The following is a 22821-nucleotide window of genomic DNA, read 5'->3' as shown; positions in this document are numbered from 1 at the left end:
TTTTTAAATACTAATAGTAAGAGTCTATGACAAAACAGAAGAAATTTTTAACCTGTGATGGTAACCAGGCTGCTGCGCATATTTCATATATGTTCAGTGAAGTAGCTGCAATCTATCCCATCACTCCATCATCTACAATGGCTGAATATGTGGATGAATGGGCTGCTGCCGGACGTAAGAATATTTTCGGCGAAACCGTAATGGTACAGGAAATGCAATCAGAAGGTGGTGCAGCCGGTGCACTTCACGGTTCATTGCAGGCAGGTGCTTTGACTACAACTTACACTGCTTCCCAGGGTTTGTTGTTGATGATACCGAACATGTACAAAATCGCCGGTGAATTGCTCCCTTGCGTTTTCCATGTTTCTGCCCGTACATTAGCATCTCACGCTTTGTGTATTTTTGGTGACCATCAAGACGTAATGTCTGCCCGTCAGACTGGTTTTGCAATGTTGGCTGAAGGTTCTGTTCAGGAAGTAATGGATTTGGCTGGTGTTGCTCATCTGGCTACTATTAAATCACGTGTTCCTTTCATGAACTTCTTCGATGGTTTCCGTACATCTCACGAAATCCAGAAGATTGAAGCTTTGGAAAATGAAGACCTGGCTCCGCTGATTGACCAGAAAGCATTGTCTGAATTCCGTGCACGTGCATTGAATCCAAAGACTCCGGTTGCTCGTGGTATGGCTGAAAACCCTGACCACTTCTTCCAGCACAGAGAATCATCTAACTCTTACTATGAAGCAGTACCTGCTATCGTAGAGGAATATATGAACGAAATCTCCAAAATCACAGGCCGCAAATATGGTTTGTTTGATTACTACGGAGCAGAAGATGCAGAACGTGTAATTATCGCTATGGGTTCTGTAACGGAAGCTGCACGCGAAGCTATCGACTATCTGGTTGCCAAAGGTGAAAAGGTAGGTTTGGTTTCTGTTCACTTGTATCGTCCGTTCTCTGCTAAGCATTTCCTGGCTGCTGTTCCTAAAACAGCTAAGCGTATTGCAGTTCTGGATCGTACAAAAGAACCGGGTGCTGTAGGCGAACCGTTGTATCTGGATGTTAAGGACTGCTATTATGGTACAGAAAATGCTCCGGTTATTGTTGGCGGTCGTTATGGTTTGGGCTCTAAAGATACCACTCCTGCACAGATTCTTTCTGTATTTGAAAATCTGGCATTACCAATGCCGAAAAATCAGTTTACACTGGGTATCGTAGATGATGTCACATTTACTTCTCTGCCTCAGAAAGAAGAAATCGCTTTGGGTGGTGAAGGCTTGTTCGAAGCTAAGTTCTACGGTTTGGGTGCTGACGGTACTGTTGGTGCTAACAAGAACTCTGTAAAGATTATCGGTGATAATACAGATAAATATTGCCAGGCTTATTTCTCTTATGACTCTAAGAAATCTGGTGGTTTCACTTGTTCTCACCTGCGTTTCGGCGATCATCCTATCCGTTCTACTTATTTGGTAAATACACCAAATTTCGTAGCTTGCCACGTTCAGGCTTACCTGCGTATGTATGATGTAACACGTGGTTTGCGTGAAAATGGTACATTCCTGTTGAATACGGTTTGGAATGGCGAAGAATTGGCAAAACACCTGCCTAATAAAGTAAAACGTTATTTCGCTCAGAAAAATATTTCTGTATATTATATCAATGCAACTCAGATTGCTTTGGAAATCGGTTTAGGTAACCGTACAAACACAATCCTACAGTCTGCATTCTTCCGTATTACAGGTGTAATTCCTGTTGATTTGGCTATTGAACAGATGAAGAAATTCATTGTTAAGTCTTATGGAAAGAAAGGCGAAGACGTTGTTAATAAGAATTATGCAGCTGTTGACCGTGGTGGTGAATACAATCAGTTGGCAATAGATCCAGCATGGGCTAATCTGCCGGATGATGAAGTTGTGGCAAACAACGATCCTGCGTTTATCAATGAAGTAGTTCGCCCGATCAATGCTCAGGATGGTGACTTGTTGAAAGTTTCTGCTTTCAAAGGCATCGAAGACGGAACATGGTACCAGGGTACTGCCAAATATGAAAAACGTGGTGTTGCAGCATTTGTTCCGGTATGGAATGAAGCAAACTGTATCCAGTGTAACCAGTGTGCATATGTATGTCCTCACGCTTCTATTCGTCCGTTCGTATTGGATGATGAAGAACAGAAGGGTGCAAACTTCCCGATGTTGGATGTAAAAGCTCCGGCTACAATGAAGGGTATGAAGTTCCGTATCCAGGTTAACGTTCTCGACTGTTTGGGATGTGGTAACTGTGCTGATATCTGTCCGGGCTTTAAAGGCAATCAGGCATTGTCTATGGCTCCGCTGGAAAGCCAGTTGGCAGAAGCTGCTAATTGGGATTACTGTGCAGCAAATGTGAAGACTAAACAACATCTGGTAGACGTTAAGTCTAATGTTAAGAACTCTCAGTTCGCTACTCCGTTATTTGAGTTCTCCGGTGCTTGTTCTGGTTGTGGTGAAACTCCATATGTAAAATTGATTTCCCAGTTGTTTGGTGATCGTGAAATGGTAGCTAATGCTACGGGATGTTCTTCTATCTATTCCGGTTCTGTTCCTTCAACTCCGTATACAACTAATGAAAAGGGTGAAGGTCCTGCATGGGCTAACTCTTTGTTTGAAGATTTCTGTGAATTCGGTTTAGGTATGGAATTGGCAAATGAAAAGATGCGTGCCCGTATCGAAAAACTGATGAATGAAATTATTGCTGCTGATAATGCTTCAACTGAAGCTAAAGCAGTTCTTTCTGCATGGATTGAAAATCAGAATGATGCTGATAAGACAAAAGAATTAGCTCCTCAGGTTGAAGCTGTTATTGAAGAAGGCCTTGTTCATGGCTGTCCGATTTGTGCACAGTTGAAAGAACTTACTCACTTCCTGGTAAAACGTTCACAATGGATTATCGGTGGTGACGGTGCTTCTTACGATATAGGTTACGGTGGTCTTGACCATGTAATTGCATCCGGTAAGAATGTTAATATTCTGGTTTTGGATACAGAAGTTTATTCTAACACTGGTGGTCAGTCGTCTAAGGCTACTCCGGTAGGCGCAATCGCTAAGTTTGCTGCATCAGGTAAACGCGTACGTAAAAAAGACCTGGGTCTGATGGCTACAACTTATGGTTATGTATATGTTGCTCAGATTGCAATGGGTGCAGATCAGGCTCAGACATTGAAAGCCATCCGTGAAGCAGAAGCATACGACGGTCCTTCTTTGATTATCGCTTATGCTCCTTGTATCAACCACGGTTTGAAGAAAGGTATGGGTAAATCTCAGGCTGAAGAAAAAGAAGCCGTATCTTGTGGTTACTGGCACTTGTGGCGTTACAACCCGGCTTTGGAAGCAGAAGGAAAGAACCCATTCTCTTTGGATTCTAAAGAACCGGATTGGAGTAAGTTCCAGGACTTCCTGAAAGGTGAAGTACGTTTTGCATCCGTAATGAAACAATATCCGGCTGAAGCTGCCCAATTGTTCCAGGCTGCTGAAGAAAACGCTAAGTGGAGATTAAACAACTACAAGCGTTTGGCTAAACAGCAATGGGGTGTTGAAGAATAAGATAATGATCATGTGAGGTGAAAGATATTTCACCGTGGTAACATAATAAAACGGAATCCTTGTGACGAGGGTTCCGTTTTTTATAATATATAAGAAGAAGGATTGCTTAAACTCCAATATTCCTGTTTAAACATCCTATTTTCCGGCTTTGAAATCTATAATCAGATAGGTTTCGAAGCCGGTTTTTATTTTTGTCCCGTAATTAGAAAAACAGGAGATGAAAATAAAAGCAAATACGATTTGGATTCTGGCTTTTTCCTTTTTTCTGTTCTCATGTAAAAGAACAGAAAAGATAAATGAAAGGCCGGTTATGGTAGTGGATGTGACAAAAGTGCTGGCAGTTCCGGATGGGAGTTATAAGGAGTATCCTTTTATTTCCAGGCCTTTTCGCTCATCTGAATTATCGTTCAGGGTGAGTGGACCCTTGGATAATTTTGAGGTATATGCCGGTAATTATTACAGACAAGGTGATGCTATTGCATCGATAGATTCTCGTGATTTCCGGATATGCAGGGAACGTGCGGAAGCAGTATACAATCAGATAAAAGCGGAATTTGAACGAATCCAGGTTTTGTTCAATAAAGGCAATATATCGGCAAGTGCCTATGAAAAAGCAAAATCGGAGTATATTACAGCAAAAACTTCTTTTGAAACAGCTGCAAACGAACTGAAAGATACCCGTCTGATAGCTCCTTTTGATGGTTTTGCCGGTGAAATCTATGTTGAAAATTATCAGGAAGTAAAAGCTTCCCAACCCATTCTTTCTTTCACCGATATTTCTAAGCTGAAAATAGAAGTATATGTGCCGCAGCATATCGCTTTGTCCATGAAAAGATCGGATGAGATATCCTTGTATTTTGATGCTTTGCCGGATACAATGTTCAAGACTCAAGTGATGGATATCTCCAGAACAACTACACAGAATAATCTTTCTTATCTTCTTACCGCTTTGCTGCCCAATGATAAGAATGAATTGTTGGCTGGTATGTCCGGACGTATTTGCTTGGATATTTCTTCGGCAACTGGACCTGTCGAAGTGAGTATTCCCCAGACAGCCCTTTGTCATCGTCCTACTAAAGGGAATTATGTATGGATTGTAAATACCGAAACCGGAAAAACAGAGCAACGTAATGTGCAGACTGGCGATTTGCTTCCGGACGGTTATGTCGTGGTCAAAGGTGGAATATGTGAGGGTGAATATGTAGCAACAAGCGGACTTCGTTTCTTATCAGATGGGATGACCGTGAAAACTTCAGAAAAGGGATCAAGATGAAACTGGTAAAATATTTTTTGCAGAAGAAGCCGGTTACTTTGCTTCTTTTGGCACTTATACTGGCTGGTGGTTTGTTTTCTTATATAAAAATGGGAAAGTTGGAGGATGCTCCTTTTACCATTAAACAGGCATTGGTATTGACTCCTTATCCGGGGGCGTCACCTATGGAGGTACAAGAGCAGGTTACAGATGTATTGGAAGAATCTATTCAGTCGTTAGGAGAACTGTATTATCTGAAAACAGAGAATCGGGCGGGATTATCTAAAATAACAGTCTATGTGAAGAAGGAGATCCGTGCCGACGAAATGCAGCAGCTATGGGATAAATTACGCCGAAAAGTGAATGATGTACAAAATAAGCTGCCAGCGGGAGCGGGACCATCAGTAGTGAATGATGATTTCGGCGATGTTCTGGGTGTATTTTACGGGTTGACAGGTGAAGGCTATAGTTATCGTGAACTGGAAAAACAAGCTAAATTAATAAAGAATGACTTACTGAAAGTCAAAGATGTAGCTAAAGTTGAAATATACGGTATACAAACTCCAGTGATTGATATAATGATTCGTCCTTCGGTTATGGCACATAGTGGTATCACAACCTCTGATATAGCCAGGGCTTTCGAGGCACAAAATAGGGTAGTGGATGCTGGAGGAATAGATGCAGGTTCCAATCGTATACGCATTGAATCTACCGGAAATTTTTATTCTTTGGAAGATATTCGGAATCTTACGATAGTATCCCGTATGGGAGGACACTTTCGTTTGGCAGATATTGCCCAAATAGAAGAAAGTTATAAAACGCCTCCTTCTAATTTCATGCGGATTGACGGTGCACCTGCTATAGGTATTGCAATATCTACTGTTCCAACCGGGAATGTGGTAGAGATGGCGGAAGCGGTAAAAGAACAGATTCATTTATGGAATAGTAAGATGCCAAAAGGTTTTGCCCTGACCTCTATTTATGACCAAGGATATGAATCGGATGTGGCAAACCAGGGTTTTATTATTAATCTGATTGTGTCGGTAATTACTGTTATCGCTATCTTATTATTTTTTATAGGCTTTAAGAATGGCATATTGGTTGGAAGCGGATTGATCTTCTCTATATTTGCTACGCTTATTGTGATGTTTTCCTGCGGAATCGCATTGCAACGTATGTCATTGGCAGCAATTATTATAGCGATGGGAATGCTTGTGGACAATGCAATCGTCGTATCTGATTCCGCGTTAGTAAATATGCAGCGAGGCATGCGAAAACGTGTGGCAATTATGCGAGCCTGTTCTTCTACGGCTTTGCCTTTATTAGCTGCAACAGTGATCGCCATACTTACTTTTCTTCCTATTTATTATTCTCCCCATATTACAGGCGAATTATTGTCGTCGATGGTGGTAGTAATAGGAGTTTCTTTAATGTTTAGTTGGATATTTGCATTAACACAGACTCCGTTTGTTATTCAGGAATTTGTACGCCGTCCGCGTCCGGATGAATTAAAGTCTGCTTTGTTTGCAGGCAAACTGTACGACAGGTTTCGCTCTTCCCTGAGATTTGTTATTAGACATAAGTTTGTGACAGTAGGTATGTTGGTCTGTTTGTTAGTCTTATCCGCCTGGAGTTTCAAATTAATCCCTAAAGTATTTGTTCCTGCTTTAGACAAACAGTATTTTACTTTAGATGTTTGGTTACCGGAGGGAACGAGTATCCAGGAAACGGATAAACTGGCAACAAATATCGTAAACTATATCAAAGGACACGACCAGACAGAAATGGTTTCATCCTATGTGGGACGAACTCCTCCTCGCTATTATTTATCAAATGTTTCTTTTGGGCCTCAATCAAATTATGCCCAGTTATTGGTAAAATGTAAAACCTCAGCTCAGTCAAGGGAATTGCATGCCTTGTTGCAGGATTCTATCCGTATTGAGTTTCCCGGTCCTCTGATAAAAGTGAATAAGTTTGAGTTGAGTCCGTTAACCGAGGCAGTAATAGAGGCTCGCTTTTTAGGACCGGACCCTGCCATATTAGATTCTTTGGCGGGAACAGCTATTGAAATAATGCGTCGAAATCCTAAAGTGGCGGATGCCCGGAATGAATGGGGGAATATGGCATTGATGATACGACCTGTATACGATCCGGTAAAAGCCGGAACTTTAGGAATAACTAAAGCATCCATGATGGAATCTGTGAAATCTATCAGCGATGGTACGGTGGTGGGGGTCTATCGGGATGAAGAGAAAAAAGTTCCTGTGTTATTGAAATCAGAAGCCTCCAATATTACTGATGCCCGTTCATTAGGCGACTTTTCCATATGGAATGGCGAACGCTCCGCTCCACTTTCTCAGGTGACGGAACGTATTGAAACCTCTTGGGAGTTTCCTCAGGTAAGAACTTACAACCGGCAATTGTCTATGGCCGCCATGTGTGGAGTCAAACCCGGGCATACAATGGCAGAAGTACATAGTGAAATCAGGAAAGAGATAGAGGCTATTGATTTGCCTGATGGATACACTTTCTTTTGGGATTCCCAATATAAGGATCAGGGAGAAGCAATGCAGGCAATCGTTAAATTTTTCCCATTAGCTTTCTTGATGTTGATAGTTATTCTGGTTGCCCTGTTCGGGAATTTTCGCGAACCTCTGATTATTTTGTGTGTCCTGCCTCTTTCTTTAATAGGCGTTGCCATCGGTTTATTGTTGACCGGTTTCGATTTCGGTTTCTTTCCCATCGCTGGTTGGCTGGGATTGTTAGGCATGATTATTAAGAATGTAATCGTTCTGCTCGATGAAATTAATGTGCAGCATAAGGGTGGAGCCGGATTGTATACTTCTATTATTGAAGCAACCGTGTCCCGTACTCGTCCGGTATTGATGGCAGCTACGACAACCATTTTAGGAATGGTGCCGCTATTGTTTGATATTGCGTTTGGAGGAATGGCTGCTACAATTATTTTCGGTTTGACGTTTGCAACTTTGCTGACATTGTTTGTTACTCCGGCTTTATATGCCATATTTTATAAAGTAAAAGAAAAGTGATATGAAAAGATTCTATATTTTGCTATGTATACTTGTGTGTGTGTCGGTGCCGTCCGTTTTTTCCCAACAAAGCGAATTGTTGATGCGATACAGGTCTATGGCATTGGACTATAACCATGACCTGAAAGCTGCCGAGAAGAATATTTCAGCCAGTATGGAGATTGAACGGGCGGCTAAAGCCGATTTAAAACCGAAACTTTCCGGAGATGTGGACTTTCAATATATGGGAAAACCGCTGGAACTGACCTTGGATCTGCCATCTATAGATAATCCGTTACAGTTTAAAGGACGTGATATAAAATACGGAGCATCTCTAACTCTTTTGCAACCATTGTATACAGGTGGGCGTATTTTGGAAACAATCCGCATGGCAAAACATCAACAGTCGTTAGCATCCCATCAGGCAGAAATGTTTCGGGCGTCTATTTGCTATCAAACGGATATACAATACTGGAATACGGTGGCAAGATATGAAATGGTGGGAGTTGCCACTGATTTTCGTAATTCTGTATCCTCATTCGTACAAACGATCCGTGAACGTGAAGAAGTGGGATTGGTAGATCCGCAAGACTTGTTGATGGCAGAAGTTAAACTGAATGAAGCAGAGTATCTGCTGATTCAAGCAAAAAGCTATTTTGAAACGGGACGTATGGGATTGAATTCCTTAATAGGAATTGATTTGCAGGAACAAACGGTTGTAGAAGCACAGGTTCCGGAGATAATCCGGACAGATAGTATTCGGAACGTAGAGGGAACAGATCGTCCGGAATTGAAAATGGCTTATGATAAAATAAAACTGGCGGAAAGTTCAATGAAGCTGACAGACTCTAAGTATAAACCCCAACTGTATATTGGGGCAAATGGCAGTTATTCGTCTCCCGGTTATGATTTGCGTTCGGATTTAGATCCTAATTATGCCGTTTATGCCAAGTTATCTATTCCTATATTTGAATGGGGAAAACGGAAAAGTGAGAAACGGGCTTCCCGGTTGAAAATAGATATGGCAACAGACCAAATGAATAAAGTGGAGGACAATGTGAATCTGGAAATACAAACAGCTCGTGTATCTCTTTCCCGTGCAATCGAACAAGTTGAACTAAGTAGTAACTCTTTGGAAAAGGCACGTGAAAATGAACAAAAAGCATTGGAACGTTATACGGAAGGTAAAATATCGGTTGTTGAGGTAATCGAAGCACAGACTTACCGGCAAACCTCTCAATTGAATTATGTCCAGGCAAAAGCTTTGGCACAAGGTGCTTATTCCGGATTGTTGAAGGCTTTAAATGAATATGAGTATTGAAAAATAATATACCTTTGTCCGGTAGCCTGTTCGTTATGAAATGGAATAAATTCTTATATGGTTTGTTGTTTTCAGGATTTGGAGCCTTTTCCTTCTTGTTGCTGGTTAGTTATACGGACCTTTCGGATGCCGTTTTTCGTGTGCTCTATTCTGTGGGAGGTTTTCTGTTTTTTATAGCGGCATTTAATTTGTTGGGGTTTAGTACTTTGCGTATCAGTTCATGGATGAATAATCAGTATGCCGTGAATATCCGGAAGAAATGGAAAATTATATTGGTCTATACTGCAGTAATGCTGACATTCTTTTTACTGAATTACGGGATATTGGTTACAGCTAAACTTCTGGCAGGCACTTCTTCTCCTTTCTTTTTTCCAAATGGAGGGATACGGATTTTATTGGTTGTGTGGTTGGTTGAATTGGTCGTTTTGGGGTTGTTGTTGGCGAACAGGTCTATGCAAAATACATTGAAGTTACAACAGCAGGCTGCAGATTTACAGAAAGAAAATAATACAGCTCGCTATACAGCTCTACAAAATCAACTGAATCCCCATTTTTTGTTTAATAGTCTGAATACTTTGATTGCAGAGATAGAATATAATCCGGATAATGCGGTTCTTTTTACTAAAAATTTATCGGATGTTTATCGTTATGTCTTGCAGTGCCAGGATAAAATGCTTATATCGTTGGGAGAGGAATTGGAATTTATGAAGTCCTACTTGTTTCTGCATGAAGTAAGGCTTGGCAACTGTATTACATGGAATGTCTGTATATCACCGGATTTTATGGACTGTATGCTTCCTCCTTTAACTTTACAGTTGTTGACGGAGAATGTAATCAAGCATAACTCTATTACGATGAGCAAGCCAATGGAGATACATATCGGAATAGAAAACGATTATCTGGTGGTAACTAATCCTGTACGTCCCCGTAAGAATCAAACACCTTCAGGCATCGGACTGACAAATTTATCCAATCGATGCAGGTTAATGATGGGGAAAGAAATCACTATATTAAAGCAGGAAGAAATATTTATTGTAAAAGTACCATTATCATATGAGTAAATTACATGCAGCTATAATAGAGGATGAGGTGCCGGCAGCCCGACTTTTATATTCCATGGTAACCAGATTACGTCCGGAATGGAACGTTTCTGTCTTACCGGGATGTGTGGAAGAAGCCATTTTATGGTTTCAGGAGAATTCACATCCGGATATCCTGTTTCTGGATATTCAGCTTGCCGATGGGAATTCATTCGATTTTTTGTCGGTGGCAAAACCGACTTCTATTATCATTTTTACTACAGCATATGACCAGTATGCAATACGTGCTTTCTCTGTAAACAGTATAGACTATATTTTGAAACCAGTGGATGAAAAACGGTTGTTGGATGCTATTATAAAATATGAAACCGTATTGTCGTGCCGGAAGGAGACATCAACGAATTATTTGGATACATTACTCGAGACTTTACAGAATAAAGAAAAATGTTATCGTTCCCGCTTTCTGATTTGGGGGGCTAGTAAATTCTGGTCATTACAGGTTGAGGATATCGCTTATTTTTATTTCGAGAATAAAATTGTATTTGCTGTAACGAGAAAAGGGCAGGAGCATATTATTGATCTTTCTCTAAATAAATTAATGGAACAATTGGACCCCAAAGTCTTCTTTCGCGCTAATCGTCAAACAATTATCAGTATAAATGCGATAGACCATGCAGAACCTTTCTTTAATGGGAAAATAATAGTAAAAGTAAATCCTCCTTCTAAAACCCAGATAACAATTAGCGAGGAAAAGCTATCGTCATTCAAGTTATGGTTGAATTGTTAAGGAAAAGGATGCGAGTTTGCCGTATGAATATCATGCTTACTCTATCATCCGGTAAAACAATTCGGGTATTTTTGTGTTTTTAATATATAAAAACATAGTAAAATGAAAGTAACTTATGAAGATGTTCGCCAGTCGGAAGAAATCCGGACTTACATTAAACAAGCGGACGAGTCGTTGAAAGAGATAGGATATACAGAACATAGTTTTGCTCACTGTACAAAATGTGCTAAAGTAGCAGGTGATTTACTCGAACAATTAGGATATAGTGCACACGAAGTTGAATTGGCTAGGATTGCCGGTTTTATGCATGATATAGGAAATGTGGTAAACCGTATCGACCACGCACAAAGTGGTGCGATGATGGCTTTCCGTATTTTGGACAAAATGGGAATGGCTCCAGTGGATGTTGCAGCTGTGATTACTGCAATCGGTAATCATGACGAATTGACTGCCGCTGCTGTTAATGCTGTTGCCGCGGCACTTATCATTGCTGATAAAACGGATGTACGTCGTAGTCGTGTTCGTAATCGCTCTACAATAAATTTCGATATACATGACCGTGTGAATTATGCAGCCGAGCATTCGGAAGTGGTATTGGACAAGGATGGAAAAAGCATTACTTTGAACTTGAAGATTAATACCGAAATTTGTGCTGTAATGGACTATTTCGAGATATTCACTAATCGAATGTTGCTTTGTCGCAAGGCTGCCGAATTTTTAGGCCTTCAGTTTCGTTTAAAAATAAATGAGGTATGCTTGTTGTAATTTGTATATTTGATTAACTCGAATATACAATAATAAGGAATCAAGTTTACAATAAGTTTTATGAACGTATTTTTGATTAATGACAGTTTCAAATCGGTTTCAAGTAATGAAACTAAAAGTTTCATCCGCAGGGAACTTTAGTTTCATGCAGTAGAAACTTTTTGTTTCACAGCTTGAAACTTTTGAAACTCCGGATACCTTTAATTACGCAAGAGCTGAAGGAATGTAAGTCATGCGAACTTAGGGGGGGACTATCGCTCGGTAGCTCAAGAATTTAGAAAGTAATACAGAAGCTATTCCTGAACCGGAATCCGGACAGGTAACGAGTTTTATCAGGTAAAACAGACTGTTAAAAATAAAATAGAAAAGCGTATGCTGTCTGAATATAAAGACACACATACGCTTTCTGTTAAAAAGAGCTTTTTAGTTCCAGAATGGATTTTGAACAAGTTTAGGATTCTTATCTATTTCCCATTGTGGAACCGGGAAAAAGTAGTTTTTCTTAGTAAAGGTTCTGGTCTGATAGACGGTCCGTTTAAAGAAAGCCTTCGGATCGTTATCATTATCGCTTAGGTTTTCACCTAAGTAGTTCATACCGTAGAAATCACGGTTTAAAGTTTCTTCTCCGATTTTCCAACGGCGGATATCCTGATAACGGATACCGGATTCACAATTAAGCTCAACCCGGCGTTCCCGGTGGATAAGGTCTCGTATGCCTTCCTGGGTAGTTGGAGGAACAATCATACCTGTTCCGTTTCCATATTGAGGAATGCCAGCCCGTTCCCGTACTAAATTAACATACTTAAGTATGTCTGAATGAAGCGGTTCCGCTTCATTCAATGCTTCTGCATAATTCAAATAGGCTTCTGCGAGGCGGAAGTTGATGCTTGGACGGTAAGGATGAATACCATTACGTGTATCATGTTCCGGATGTACCAGCTTGCGCATCAGATAACCATTTTGGGGTGCATCATGTGTGATACCTCCATCCCATTCGCCTACAAGGAAGCGAGTCGTTCTGTTTTCCGAACGATACCATGCACGGTTATAAAGAACAGATATATAGAAACGAGGTTCGCGATGGCAGTACATATTATAAGTATCTGCTAAAGTTACTTGTCCTTTATGTTTGTCCTGGTTTCCCTGACATTCAATCCATTTGGTATTACGTATTTCAGGCTTAGTGGAGAATCCTTTTTCTATATATCCGGATTTATCATTAATAATAGGTTTTCCAATATCCCCGTTTGTGTAACCAAGGATAGGCGGAAGTCCGTTTTCCATAAAGAATGCGTCTACCAGTGACTGGGTGATACCATAACCTCCATTACCGGAACAACCACGGGGAGTACATAAACTGTTTGTGCCTCCATGATCCCAGTCCGGACGGGCAAATAGGATTTCGTTGTTTCCTTCCGTCTCTTTTTTCATCAACATATATTGATAGGACTGGAAAGCATCGATGCTGCCGTCATCATTATAGACTTTATAAAGGTCTTTACCGGCGGCATGCGCTGCATCAATCAATTCTTTATTGGCATCTGCTGCACGTTTCCATTTGCTTGCATCATAGATGGAACTGAATAATTCCCTGCCATTCGCATTCACATGTCCTTTATAGTCTGGATTACCATTTAACAACGGACTTGCATTGAAAAGAAGTAAGCGGGCACGTACGGCGAGGCACATGAGAGATGTGGCACGACCGAACTTTTTCTTATCCGAATAGACAGCAGGTAGCCCTTTGGATACTTCCAATAGCTCTTTGTCTACCCAGTCGACAATAGAATCTACTGGTGCCTGGGTCATCATTAATTCATCATCTGGTGTGTCAAGTGAAAATATCTTATCAGGATTAAAGGGGACAGGCCCATAAGTCTCTACTAAAATAGCATGATAGTAAGCAATCAGAAAACGGGCTTCCAGTTTCATCAGGTCAACTTCTTCCTGAGTCACGAGCTGGGCTGTGTTTGGTTTTACATTTGCAATAAAGATTAGAGCAGAGCGGACACGTTTGGGGAGATTATCCCAATATCCTCTTGAGTCGCCACTGTTGGGATTCCAGTTACCTGTTTGTTTTTCTATAACTCCCCACCCGAATTTAAGCCATCCGATGGATGGGTTCTGGTCATCACTTAAAGCTCCTTCCTGATCCATGAAATTTCGTTGACTTGGAATATTCGTATATACTCCGGCAAGCCAATCTTCCGTACGTACTTTATCATTAAATATCATTTCGAGATCAAGCATGTCATCTGGTGCTTTATCCAGGAAATCCGAACAAGAGGCAAGTGTGAATAAGCTACTTGCTAAAAGAATATGTTTGAGTGTTTTCATTTTATGTCTGTTTGTAATTGATTAGAAATTGACATCGAACCCTATTGATACGGATTTCATAATAGGGTAGCGTAGCCCATTGCTGGTATCTACTTCCGGATCCCATAATTTGAATTGGGAGAATTGCAGTAAGTTGGAGCCGGCAACGAATATGCGGGCACTTTTAATAAAGCTTGGAAGTAGTTTCTCTTTCGGGAAATTGTATCCCAATTCAATGCTTTTCATTCGTAACATACTCATATTGCGCAACCACCAGGTTGATGATTGGGAATTATTCGCATTGGCAGAGCTGGATAACCTGGGCCAAAATACATCTTGGCTTGGGTTTTCTTTAGTCCAATGATCCCCATAGTTATCATATATATTACCCATACCGGCACCACTGCCCGGAATAAAATTGTTACCTCCGATTATACGGTATGTTTTTCCATTTCCCTGGAAGAAACAACCGAAGTCCAGGCTTTTATATTTTATAGTTGCACCAAAACCGTAAACGATTTGCGGGTCCCAGGTTCCTCCAATTGCACATTCATCCAAAGAGTTAATAATGCCGTCTCCGTTGATATCTGTATATTTAATATCACCCGGACGAACTTTATCGCTAAATTTCTGAACAGGAATACCATCTTTCAGAATACCTTTTTCTACATCCAGAAAATCATCTTCTGTAAATAAACCTTTATCAATCAGACCGAATATTTGGTTAATCGGATGTCCGGTACGGGCACGGTTTGTTCCAATGACTCCTGCCGGTTCATCTTTTTCTGTAATTTTACTTTGGGCATAAGTAAATGTACCGCGAACCATAATAATCCAATCTTTTCCTATATTTTTATTAGCAGAAAGAGAGAGGTCTATACCTTGGTTGGTTGCCTTGCCAAAATTAGCATAAGGCGTTTGTATAAATCCGGAGAAAGCAGGGATTGTTTGACGTTGCATAAAAATATCATAGCGGTAGTCATGGAAATAATCTACGGATAAGTCAATCATGCTCCACAGTCCTAAATCAAAACCGATATTTAATTTTTTTACCTTTTCCCATGTAAGAGTAGGCGATCCCACTTGTCCTTCCCAACGTCCTGCACGATGGTAATCGTTATCAACACCCCAGCGATAACCACCAGTTTCATTGATAGTTGTTAGATAAGGAAAACGGATGGAAGAACGAGAGCTTCCTAAACAGTCGTTACCAACTAATCCATAGGAAGCACGAATTTTTGCGGTGGAAAAAATATCTTTCAATGATTCCATGAATGCTTCATCAGAGATGATCCATCCTATTGCAGCAGATGGGAAAAATCCGAAGCGGTGTCCCTTGGCAAAGTTTTCGGAACCATTGTACCCGAAGTTAAATTCGGCAACATACCGGCCATCGTATGTATAAGAAAAACGCCCGGCTATACCTTGGAAACGGAAAGGTAATTTTTGTCCTTCGTCCAGACTTCTCTGGTTATACATAAACATACCGGCAATAGCATGTTTCCCAAATGTGTTGTCATAGTTTAGAGAACCTTCCAGATAAGTACTTTTGCTTCCATATTCAGCAGAGAGCTTATGATCCAGAAAAACTTGTCCATAGTCTGCAATTGTCAGGTCTAATGAGCCGTCAGAATTACGTTTGGTAGCCGGATTATAGTAATCCGGTGATTTTGACCGTATCACGGAAGTTGCACTACGACGGTCAAAAGAGAAGAGGCCTTTTACTTTTAATCCTGGTAAGAAAAATTTTAAGTCCTGTTCAACAGAGAATAAAGATTCAATATTACTTTCACTATGGTCTTCATACCCGGTTTGTGTGGCAAGTGCCCAAGGGTTCTGACGGTTTTTTACACGAGGTATTTCTCCGGAAGAATATTGGGTTGGATGGACGTATGGAGGTGTTTCAAAGGCGAGAGAAAATAGACCATCTACGCTTTGCGGTGCTCGTCTGCGTTCTTGTAGATATCCACCGATGTTTACACGGAATAATGTAGTCGGAGTAATGTTTACATCTACATTGGAACGGATATTGTAACGGTTCAATGACGAAGAAGAGTCCCATGCTTGTTTTTCGTCGCGCTTGATAATTCCTCCTTCATTATAGAAGGAACCGACCAGTGAATAACGTAAAATTTCACTACCGCCGGATACATCCAGATTGGCACGGGTATTATGCCCACTGTTTTTGGTGATTGCATCTATCCAGTTTACATCCGGATAAAGGTCCGGGTCTGCACCTGTACGGTATTTTTCCAGTACGTCTTTAGAATAGGGGGCAGGTTTTCCTTCATCTACGGCAATTTCATTGATTAAACTTAGATAATCATAAGAACCTGCGAATTTTGGTAGTTTGCCAAGAAGCGTAACTCCTTGTTCAAAGCGGATGTTGACTGCGGGTTTACCTGTTTTACCTCTTTTCGTATTAATAAGAATTACCCCGTTGGCTCCACGTACCCCATAAACGGCACTGGCGGAAGCATCTTTCAAAATAGAAAAAGATTCGATTTCAGCAGGGTCGATATTATTTAAGTTTCGTTCGATGCCATCTACCAATACCAGTGGATTATTATTGCCGTTGAATGAAGAGATACCACGGATAAAGAAGCTGGAGTTATCATATCCGGGTTCACCACTACGTTGTGCCCCGATTACACCGGATAACTGTCCTACCAGGTTGTTACTCATAGAGCGGGAAGTTCCTACTTGTAATTGTTTGGGTTCAATAGTGGTAATAGAACCTACGATGGATACTTTCTTTTGCTTACCGAAACCTACGACAACAACTTCTTCCAAAGTCTTGCTGTCTTCTTTCATTTCGATATTGACGTTTAGCTGGCTGCCTACTTCTATTTCTTGTGAGGCAAATCCCAGATATTGGAATACCAGGATGGATTTTTTATCAGGTACAGTTAGGAAATAATTTCCATCCAAATCGGAACTTGTGCCGATTGTGGTCCCTTTGACTGTGATATTTACTCCAGGTAACGGGTTTCTCTCCGAATCCCGGATAGTTCCGTTTATTGCAATCCCATGAGGCTGTTGTTGCTGGGCATTTTCTTTGTATAATACGACTTGGTGGTCATTGATAGTATATTTCAGACCGGATCCTTTCAGTACCTGGGCTAATAATTTCTCAATACTTGCCTCTTTTGTATTAACATTCACTTTTTTGCTTAATTCTGATTGTACTTCGTCGGAATAGAAAAAGACATATTCACTATTCTTTTCTACAGATTGAAGTACATCAAAAAGTGTTGTATTAGCTTGCATCGAAGGAAGAGGGTTCGATTGTGAGTCGAATGCCTCTGCGTAAAGCTTTGAGCTTTGTAAAATAGACATAAGAATAATACAGGTTATGTATATTTTATGGTTAAAGTTATTACGTGGCATATTGGGTTGTTTTCTCTTGGTAATTAAAATATGATTTGTTAGTTATAAAAATGTATTGGATTTTAAGGGATAATCTCTATGTCATAGGCAAAAAATATTTAGGGTTAAAATGTGGATTTATTTATATTTCTATTTAAAAACGCAGTAAAATTAAAAATGACCCCATTATAAATGTAAAATAAGGTTAACATTAAGTCGGGGTGTTGTTAAAGCTAAAAAGAAGTGAAATTAGTAAAGGTTTTGGCTATGATTGAACATCTGAATTTAGAATATGGGGATTGCATAGACTAACCCTAATGAAATCCGATGTGTATCGGGATCTATTGCTCCCAGGTTTAATGCAGGCTTTTTTAAATCAATGCCTCTGTAGGTGTAATGTATAAAAACGAACAGGTCGCTTTTTTTGAATGGTGTATATTCAATACTACCTTGTATATTCCAGGATGTACGGTATAAACCTTTTTCGAATGTCCCGTTACTTTGATATACCCGTGCTGTTTCATAGGCTCCTTTGATATACGCATTCCATCGGGGATGAAAACGATAGTCAACATCAGCAATAACAGATAGATATTCTGTGTTAGCTGCAGTTCTTGGTGTTGTAGGAAGATAACTAATCATGCTGTGCTGGTCTACACTCTGGCGTGTATACATTAGATCTATATAAGCGAGCAATGGACCTTTTTCGATGATATTACCGAAAGTAAGATAATAAGAATATTTACCTTTTGCTTGTTGCCCCATAGCTGCAGCATATCGTAATTGTAATACATTGTTGAAATAAGAACTGTTCCAGTTAACCACATACATGAATGGGATTTTAGATTCCTGGTATCCTTCAGGTAGGCCACTAGGGTAAATTTTACTATCTTCATCATGTTTATTATTCATTATTTGGAAAGAAAGTTCCTGGCTTGGAGTAATATACCAATAACCGGAGACGCCTGCTTGATAACAGGTCAGCAGATTATTGAATTCACTGAATTCACGTACTCGAATGGCATTGACATAATATTCATATCCTCCTAAGTTCACGAACTGTTTACCTACACTGATTCCAAACTTGTTGTGAATGTTTAGATTCAGGTATGCCAATTCAAGTGATGAAGATAAATTATCGACTGAATAAGGATTTGAATATTTATTAAATGATTGCCTGAAATGATATGTCAGGTTTTTCATGGCATTACCTTTAATTTCCAGCCTGAGACGATTCAACTTGAAATTCATATCATCAAAAGTGTTATCTACGAAATTGGCATTCGCAGAAGTGAATAACTGAAGGTTCATTTCCACATTCTTAATTACGGTTTTACCATGTGTAAGGCGTTCAACCAATGTTGGTTCCTGGCCTGGGGTGTTCTCTTGTTCAATTTCTTGAGAATAAGATGGTAAAGTAATAAGGGTACTGATTAATAGACAAAAAAGCTTTTTCATTTCTAGATCTTTATTTATGTTCGCTAAATATAATAAGTTTTTGAATGCAAGAAAAGTGTTCATATTTATTCTTACCTTTGTTTTGAATAAAAGAAGAATAAGAAAGATGATTAAAGCTGTTTTTTTTGATATAGACGGAACCTTAGTGAGCTTTGAAACTCATCAAGTGCCGCAATCTACTATTGATGCACTGGAGTTATTAAGAAAAAAAAATATAAAAGTTTTTATTGCTACAGGGCGCCACTATATTTCCATAAATAATTTAGGGAACTTGCAATTTGATGGTTATGTTACATTGAATGGCGGATATTGTTTTGCCGGTCATGATGTGATTTATAAACATAGTATTCCGAATAAAGATATAGAGTCGTTAATTCGTTATATGAAGAAGGAAGATACGTTTCCTTGTGCTTTTGTAATGGAAAAAGATATCCTGATGAATTATATAGATGAGTCGGCTAATAAAGTATTCAATATGTTGAATTTTCCAGCTCCCCCGATACGTCCGGTGGAAGAGGTCTGTGATCAGACTGTGTATCAGTTGATAGCTTTCTTTACAGCAGAACAGGAAAAGCGTATTATGCCTGTATTATCCCATTGCGAATCAACCCGCTGGAACCCCTTGTTCACAGATGTTGTTCCTGCAGGAAGTAGTAAGAAAGTCGGTATAGATAAAATGTTGCAACATTTTGGAATTGATCTGAACGAATGTATGGCTTTTGGCGATGGAGGGAACGATATCCAAATGTTGGCACATGCCGGTTTAGGTGTTGCTATGGGAAATGCCGCAGATGAGGTGAAAGCGGCAGCCGCTTATGTGACGAGTTCTGTCGATGATGATGGAATTTTCAAGGCATTGAAACATTTTGGGGTGATTTGATGTTTGAATTATATTAATGTATATACATATGCCTATATTAAATGAGATATTGAATTTCAACCGTGAATTCGTAAAGAATAAAGGATATGAACAGTATATAACAAATAAGTATCCGGACAAGAAAATTGCAATCGTAACATGTATGGATACTCGGTTGACAGAATTACTTCCTGCAGCTCTGGGATTTAAAAATGGGGATGTTAAGGTTATAAAGAATGCGGGTGGAGTAATTTCACATCCTTTTGGTAGTGCGGTCCGGAGTTTGCTGATTGCTGTTTATGAACTGGGGGTAAAAGAAATTATGATTATCGGACATACTGATTGCGGCGCACAGCAGTTGAATAGCGAACGGATGATCCGGAATATGAAAGCAAGAGGCATTACGGATGAGAATCTACAAATGCTGAAATATTGCGGATTGAATGTCGATACCTGGTTAAATGGATTTAATGATGTGGAAAGCGCAGTTTGTAAAACAGTCGATTTGGTTAAGACACATCCATTGATCCCTTCAGATATAAGCGTTTATGGATTTATAATAAACTCAGTTACAGGGGAATTAGTTCAGGTTATATAATAAAATCGTGAACAATTTAATGATTCGTAATGTTAAATAAATAGAAATGAAATAAGAATTTAATATGTTGTATAGCATATATTCAAATAAAATGCTTATATTTGCAGTGTAAAAGAAAAAGAGAAAGTTTAGGTTTTTATTATTAACAGGCTTTCCAAGCGTGGAAAGCATAAATTTTGAAATTATGATAGCAAGTAGAAATGAAAAAAGTTTGCGTACTTTAGCGATGTTGCGTTATCAGGCTGACCGTTATCAGTCAATAGGAAATGGATCAATGTGCCAGCGATTAAATGCTGAAATTCGTCGTCTAATGAACGAAATGAGCGAAAGCTCTAAAGTTGAAAATTAATTTATTAGTATAATTTTTTTGATGGGTTCTCTTCACCGCCGTTTTCACGGAAGGTGAGAGAGATGAGTAGATGAGGCATTCGACACTATAAGCGGTGGAGAGTAGCCTTTTTTTATGCCCTTTTGTGTACTTCTTTTTTTTAGATTTTGTGATGTTTTTTTTTCGAACTATCTTTGTCTGAAGGTCATTCAGATTTTAAATGCTGAGCTAAATATAATAAGATGAGAAAAACAGGACTATTAATTACTTCGTTTGTACTGTGTACAACATTGTGGGCTCAATCTCCACAGCAAAAAGGATTGGATGTAATCAACAAAGAAAATGCTGAGGCATATATCGGTTTTCTTGCCAGTGATGATTTGGAAGGACGTGAGGCTGGTTTCCATGGTGGTCGTATTGCAGGTGAATATATTGTATCTAATTTGAAAACGATGGGTATTTCTCCTTTGCTTGAAACCTATTACCAGCCATTTGATGCATATAATAAGGAACGTCAGAAGCGAGGTCGTTTTCAGGTTCATCCGGATTCGATTGCAATATTAAAACAAGGAGTTCACCAGAAATTATCCATGCGGAATATTTTGGGAAAAATTGAGGGTAAGAATCCGAATGAATATGTTATTATAGGTGCTCATTATGACCATTTGGGGGTTGACCCTATGTTGGAGGGCGACCAGATTTACAATGGTGCGGATGATAATGCATCCGGGGTATCGGCTGTTCTTCAAATAGCTAAAGCTTTTCTGGCTACCGGAGAAAAACCGGAACGTACAGTTATTTTTGCTTTTTGGGATGGGGAAGAGAAAGGCTTGTTGGGCTCAAAATATTTCGTACAGAACTTCCCTGGGATTAAAAAGGTAAAAGGGTATCTGAATTTTGATATGATCGGTCGCAATAATAATGAAGCAAAACCGACCCATGTAGTCTATTTTTATACAGAAGCGCATCCGGTATTCGGTGACTGGCTGAAGAATGATATCAAAAAGTATAATTTAAATCTTACCCCTGATTATCGTCCTTGGGATAAACCGGTAGGAGGTAGCGATAATGCTTCTTTTGCTTTGTTGGATATTCCGGTTATTTGGTATCATACAGATGGTCATCCTGATTATCATATGCCGAGTGACCATGCAGACAAGATTAATTGGAATAAAGTTGTTGATATAACAAAAGCATCATTCCTTAATATGTGGAATTTGGCGAACGAGAAAAAGTTCTAAAATGAATAATACAAAATATGCCTGCCAAGCGATTATAAAGCTTTTGGCAGGCATATTCTTTTTGATATCACAAAGATATATTTTATTGTTTTACTAACTTAAGTTCTTCATTCCTGGAAATAGTAGAGTAGGGAGAACCATCTTTCGTTTCTTTTTGCGTATTTCCATTAAGCCGGTTTCATTCCAAACAGTAGTTCATTAGTTCGATTATTTGTTTGGGGGTTTTCATATCTGTTTTATATTCCTTTATATAATTCCTTATAGCCTCTTCTTTTTGAGGGAAAAGTTTAAGTAAGGACTTTTCATTTTTAAATTTAACGAATTTGTTATTTAAGTAAAACCAGTAATCGTTATCATTGTAGGTACCGATAACATCTCTGTTTTCATTTTTGTAAATGCCTTTGTTGTAATAACTGGTATTAATAGTGGTGGTAGTGCTACTTTGAGTGGTTTGTCCATAGGCTCCTATTTTGCCTTTGTATGTTTCCTTTAATGACCAGTTGATGTATGCTTTTCCATTCGGCATATCTATTATTTCAAGGAAAGAACGGTTCGCCGGAATAAACTTGTGGGAGGATATGAATATGGTATCTACCTGTTGTGTGTTGGTAAGAATCATAATATCATCCTTTTCTTTGTATTTCATTAGCCGGTTGCAAGCATCGTAATTTAATAAAGCTACTGCTTTTGAACCATTCTTCATTAATACGGTTCCCTGAGTGAAATCGTTTAGAAGATATATCGGATTCTTTTGGGCATAGAGATGGGCTACTCCAATAATAAATAAGATAGTTAATATGGTTCGTTTCATATCCTGATAGTTTTAAGTTAAATAAAAAAGGAGGACTTTCATAGTCCTCCTTAATCATATAGATTTCAT

At 39.3% G+C, this 22821-nt stretch carries 15 protein-coding genes; 11 read left to right on the top strand and 4 right to left on the bottom strand.

The genetic code is table 11. The annotated features are described in order from the left end of the window. Positions 1–26 precede the first annotated feature (26 nt). From nifJ to ACGE0T_RS12390, 7 genes are all read left to right on the top strand, one after another. Entirely contained in the window at positions 27–3578 is a 3552-nt protein-coding gene (gene nifJ / locus ACGE0T_RS12420) for a pyruvate:ferredoxin (flavodoxin) oxidoreductase (protein WP_459186956.1), read from the top strand. Positions 3579–3795: 217 nt separating this feature from the next. Continuing rightward, a complete protein-coding gene (locus tag ACGE0T_RS12415; RefSeq protein ID WP_459186955.1) occupies positions 3796–4851 on the top strand; it encodes an efflux RND transporter periplasmic adaptor subunit in 1056 nt (351 codons plus the stop codon). Continuing rightward, positions 4848–7880: an efflux RND transporter permease subunit gene (locus tag ACGE0T_RS12410; protein ID WP_459186954.1), complete on the top strand. Its 3033-nt coding sequence runs from the start codon at positions 4848–4850 to the stop codon at positions 7878–7880. The genes ACGE0T_RS12415 and ACGE0T_RS12410 overlap by 4 nt, the downstream gene beginning before the upstream one ends. A 1-nt stretch (position 7881) precedes the next feature. After that, positions 7882–9180, top strand: coding sequence for a TolC family protein (locus ACGE0T_RS12405; RefSeq protein WP_459186953.1), 1299 nt, complete (start codon positions 7882–7884; stop codon positions 9178–9180). 35 nt (positions 9181–9215) lie between these two features. Beyond that, positions 9216–10241, top strand: coding sequence for a sensor histidine kinase (locus ACGE0T_RS12400; protein WP_459190462.1), 1026 nt, complete (start codon positions 9216–9218; stop codon positions 10239–10241). After that, positions 10234–11007: a LytR/AlgR family response regulator transcription factor gene (locus tag ACGE0T_RS12395; protein ID WP_459186952.1), complete on the top strand. Its 774-nt coding sequence runs from the start codon at positions 10234–10236 to the stop codon at positions 11005–11007. The genes ACGE0T_RS12400 and ACGE0T_RS12395 overlap by 8 nt, the downstream gene beginning before the upstream one ends. Positions 11008–11109: 102 nt before the next feature. Next, positions 11110–11772, top strand: a complete 663-nt coding sequence (locus ACGE0T_RS12390) for an HD domain-containing protein (RefSeq protein ID WP_459186951.1) — start codon at positions 11110–11112, stop codon at positions 11770–11772. A gap of 423 nt (positions 11773–12195) precedes the next feature. Here ACGE0T_RS12390 and ACGE0T_RS12385 read toward each other — a convergent pair whose 3' ends face one another. From ACGE0T_RS12385 to ACGE0T_RS12375, 3 genes are all read right to left on the bottom strand, one after another. Beyond that, on the bottom strand, positions 12196–14109 hold the full coding sequence (locus tag ACGE0T_RS12385) for a RagB/SusD family nutrient uptake outer membrane protein (RefSeq protein WP_459186950.1): 1914 nt from the start codon (positions 14107–14109) through the stop codon (positions 12196–12198). 21 nt (positions 14110–14130) lie between these two features. Further along, on the bottom strand, positions 14131–17358 hold the full coding sequence (locus ACGE0T_RS12380; RefSeq protein ID WP_459186949.1) for a TonB-dependent receptor: 3228 nt from the start codon (positions 17356–17358) through the stop codon (positions 14131–14133). Between the two features lie 384 nt (positions 17359–17742). Beyond that, a complete protein-coding gene (locus ACGE0T_RS12375) occupies positions 17743–18915 on the bottom strand; it encodes a porin (RefSeq protein ID WP_459186948.1) in 1173 nt (390 codons plus the stop codon). 106 nt (positions 18916–19021) lie between these two features. On the opposite strand from ACGE0T_RS12375, the gene ACGE0T_RS12370 reads away from it, so the two are divergent. The 4 genes from ACGE0T_RS12370 to ACGE0T_RS12355 all read left to right on the top strand — a co-directional run bounded on the left by ACGE0T_RS12370 (position 19022) and on the right by ACGE0T_RS12355 (position 21941). After that, entirely contained in the window at positions 19022–19795 is a 774-nt protein-coding gene (locus tag ACGE0T_RS12370; RefSeq protein ID WP_459186947.1) for a Cof-type HAD-IIB family hydrolase, read from the top strand. A gap of 34 nt (positions 19796–19829) precedes the next feature. Further along, positions 19830–20372, top strand: coding sequence for a beta-class carbonic anhydrase (locus ACGE0T_RS12365; protein WP_459190461.1), 543 nt, complete (start codon positions 19830–19832; stop codon positions 20370–20372). 184 nt (positions 20373–20556) lie between these two features. Beyond that, positions 20557–20721: a hypothetical protein gene (locus tag ACGE0T_RS12360; protein WP_459186946.1), complete on the top strand. Its 165-nt coding sequence runs from the start codon at positions 20557–20559 to the stop codon at positions 20719–20721. Positions 20722–20942: 221 nt separating this feature from the next. Beyond that, a complete protein-coding gene (locus ACGE0T_RS12355; RefSeq protein ID WP_459186945.1) occupies positions 20943–21941 on the top strand; it encodes a M28 family metallopeptidase in 999 nt (332 codons plus the stop codon). 178 nt (positions 21942–22119) lie between these two features. Here ACGE0T_RS12355 and ACGE0T_RS12350 read toward each other — a convergent pair whose 3' ends face one another. Continuing rightward, a complete protein-coding gene (locus tag ACGE0T_RS12350; protein ID WP_459186944.1) occupies positions 22120–22752 on the bottom strand; it encodes a hypothetical protein in 633 nt (210 codons plus the stop codon). Positions 22753–22821: the final 69 nt, after the last annotated feature.

The organism is Parabacteroides sp. APC149_11_2_Y6, assembly GCF_054506995.1.
The sequence above is the reverse complement of the archived record's forward strand: the minus strand, read 5'-3'. Positions and strand labels throughout refer to the sequence as shown.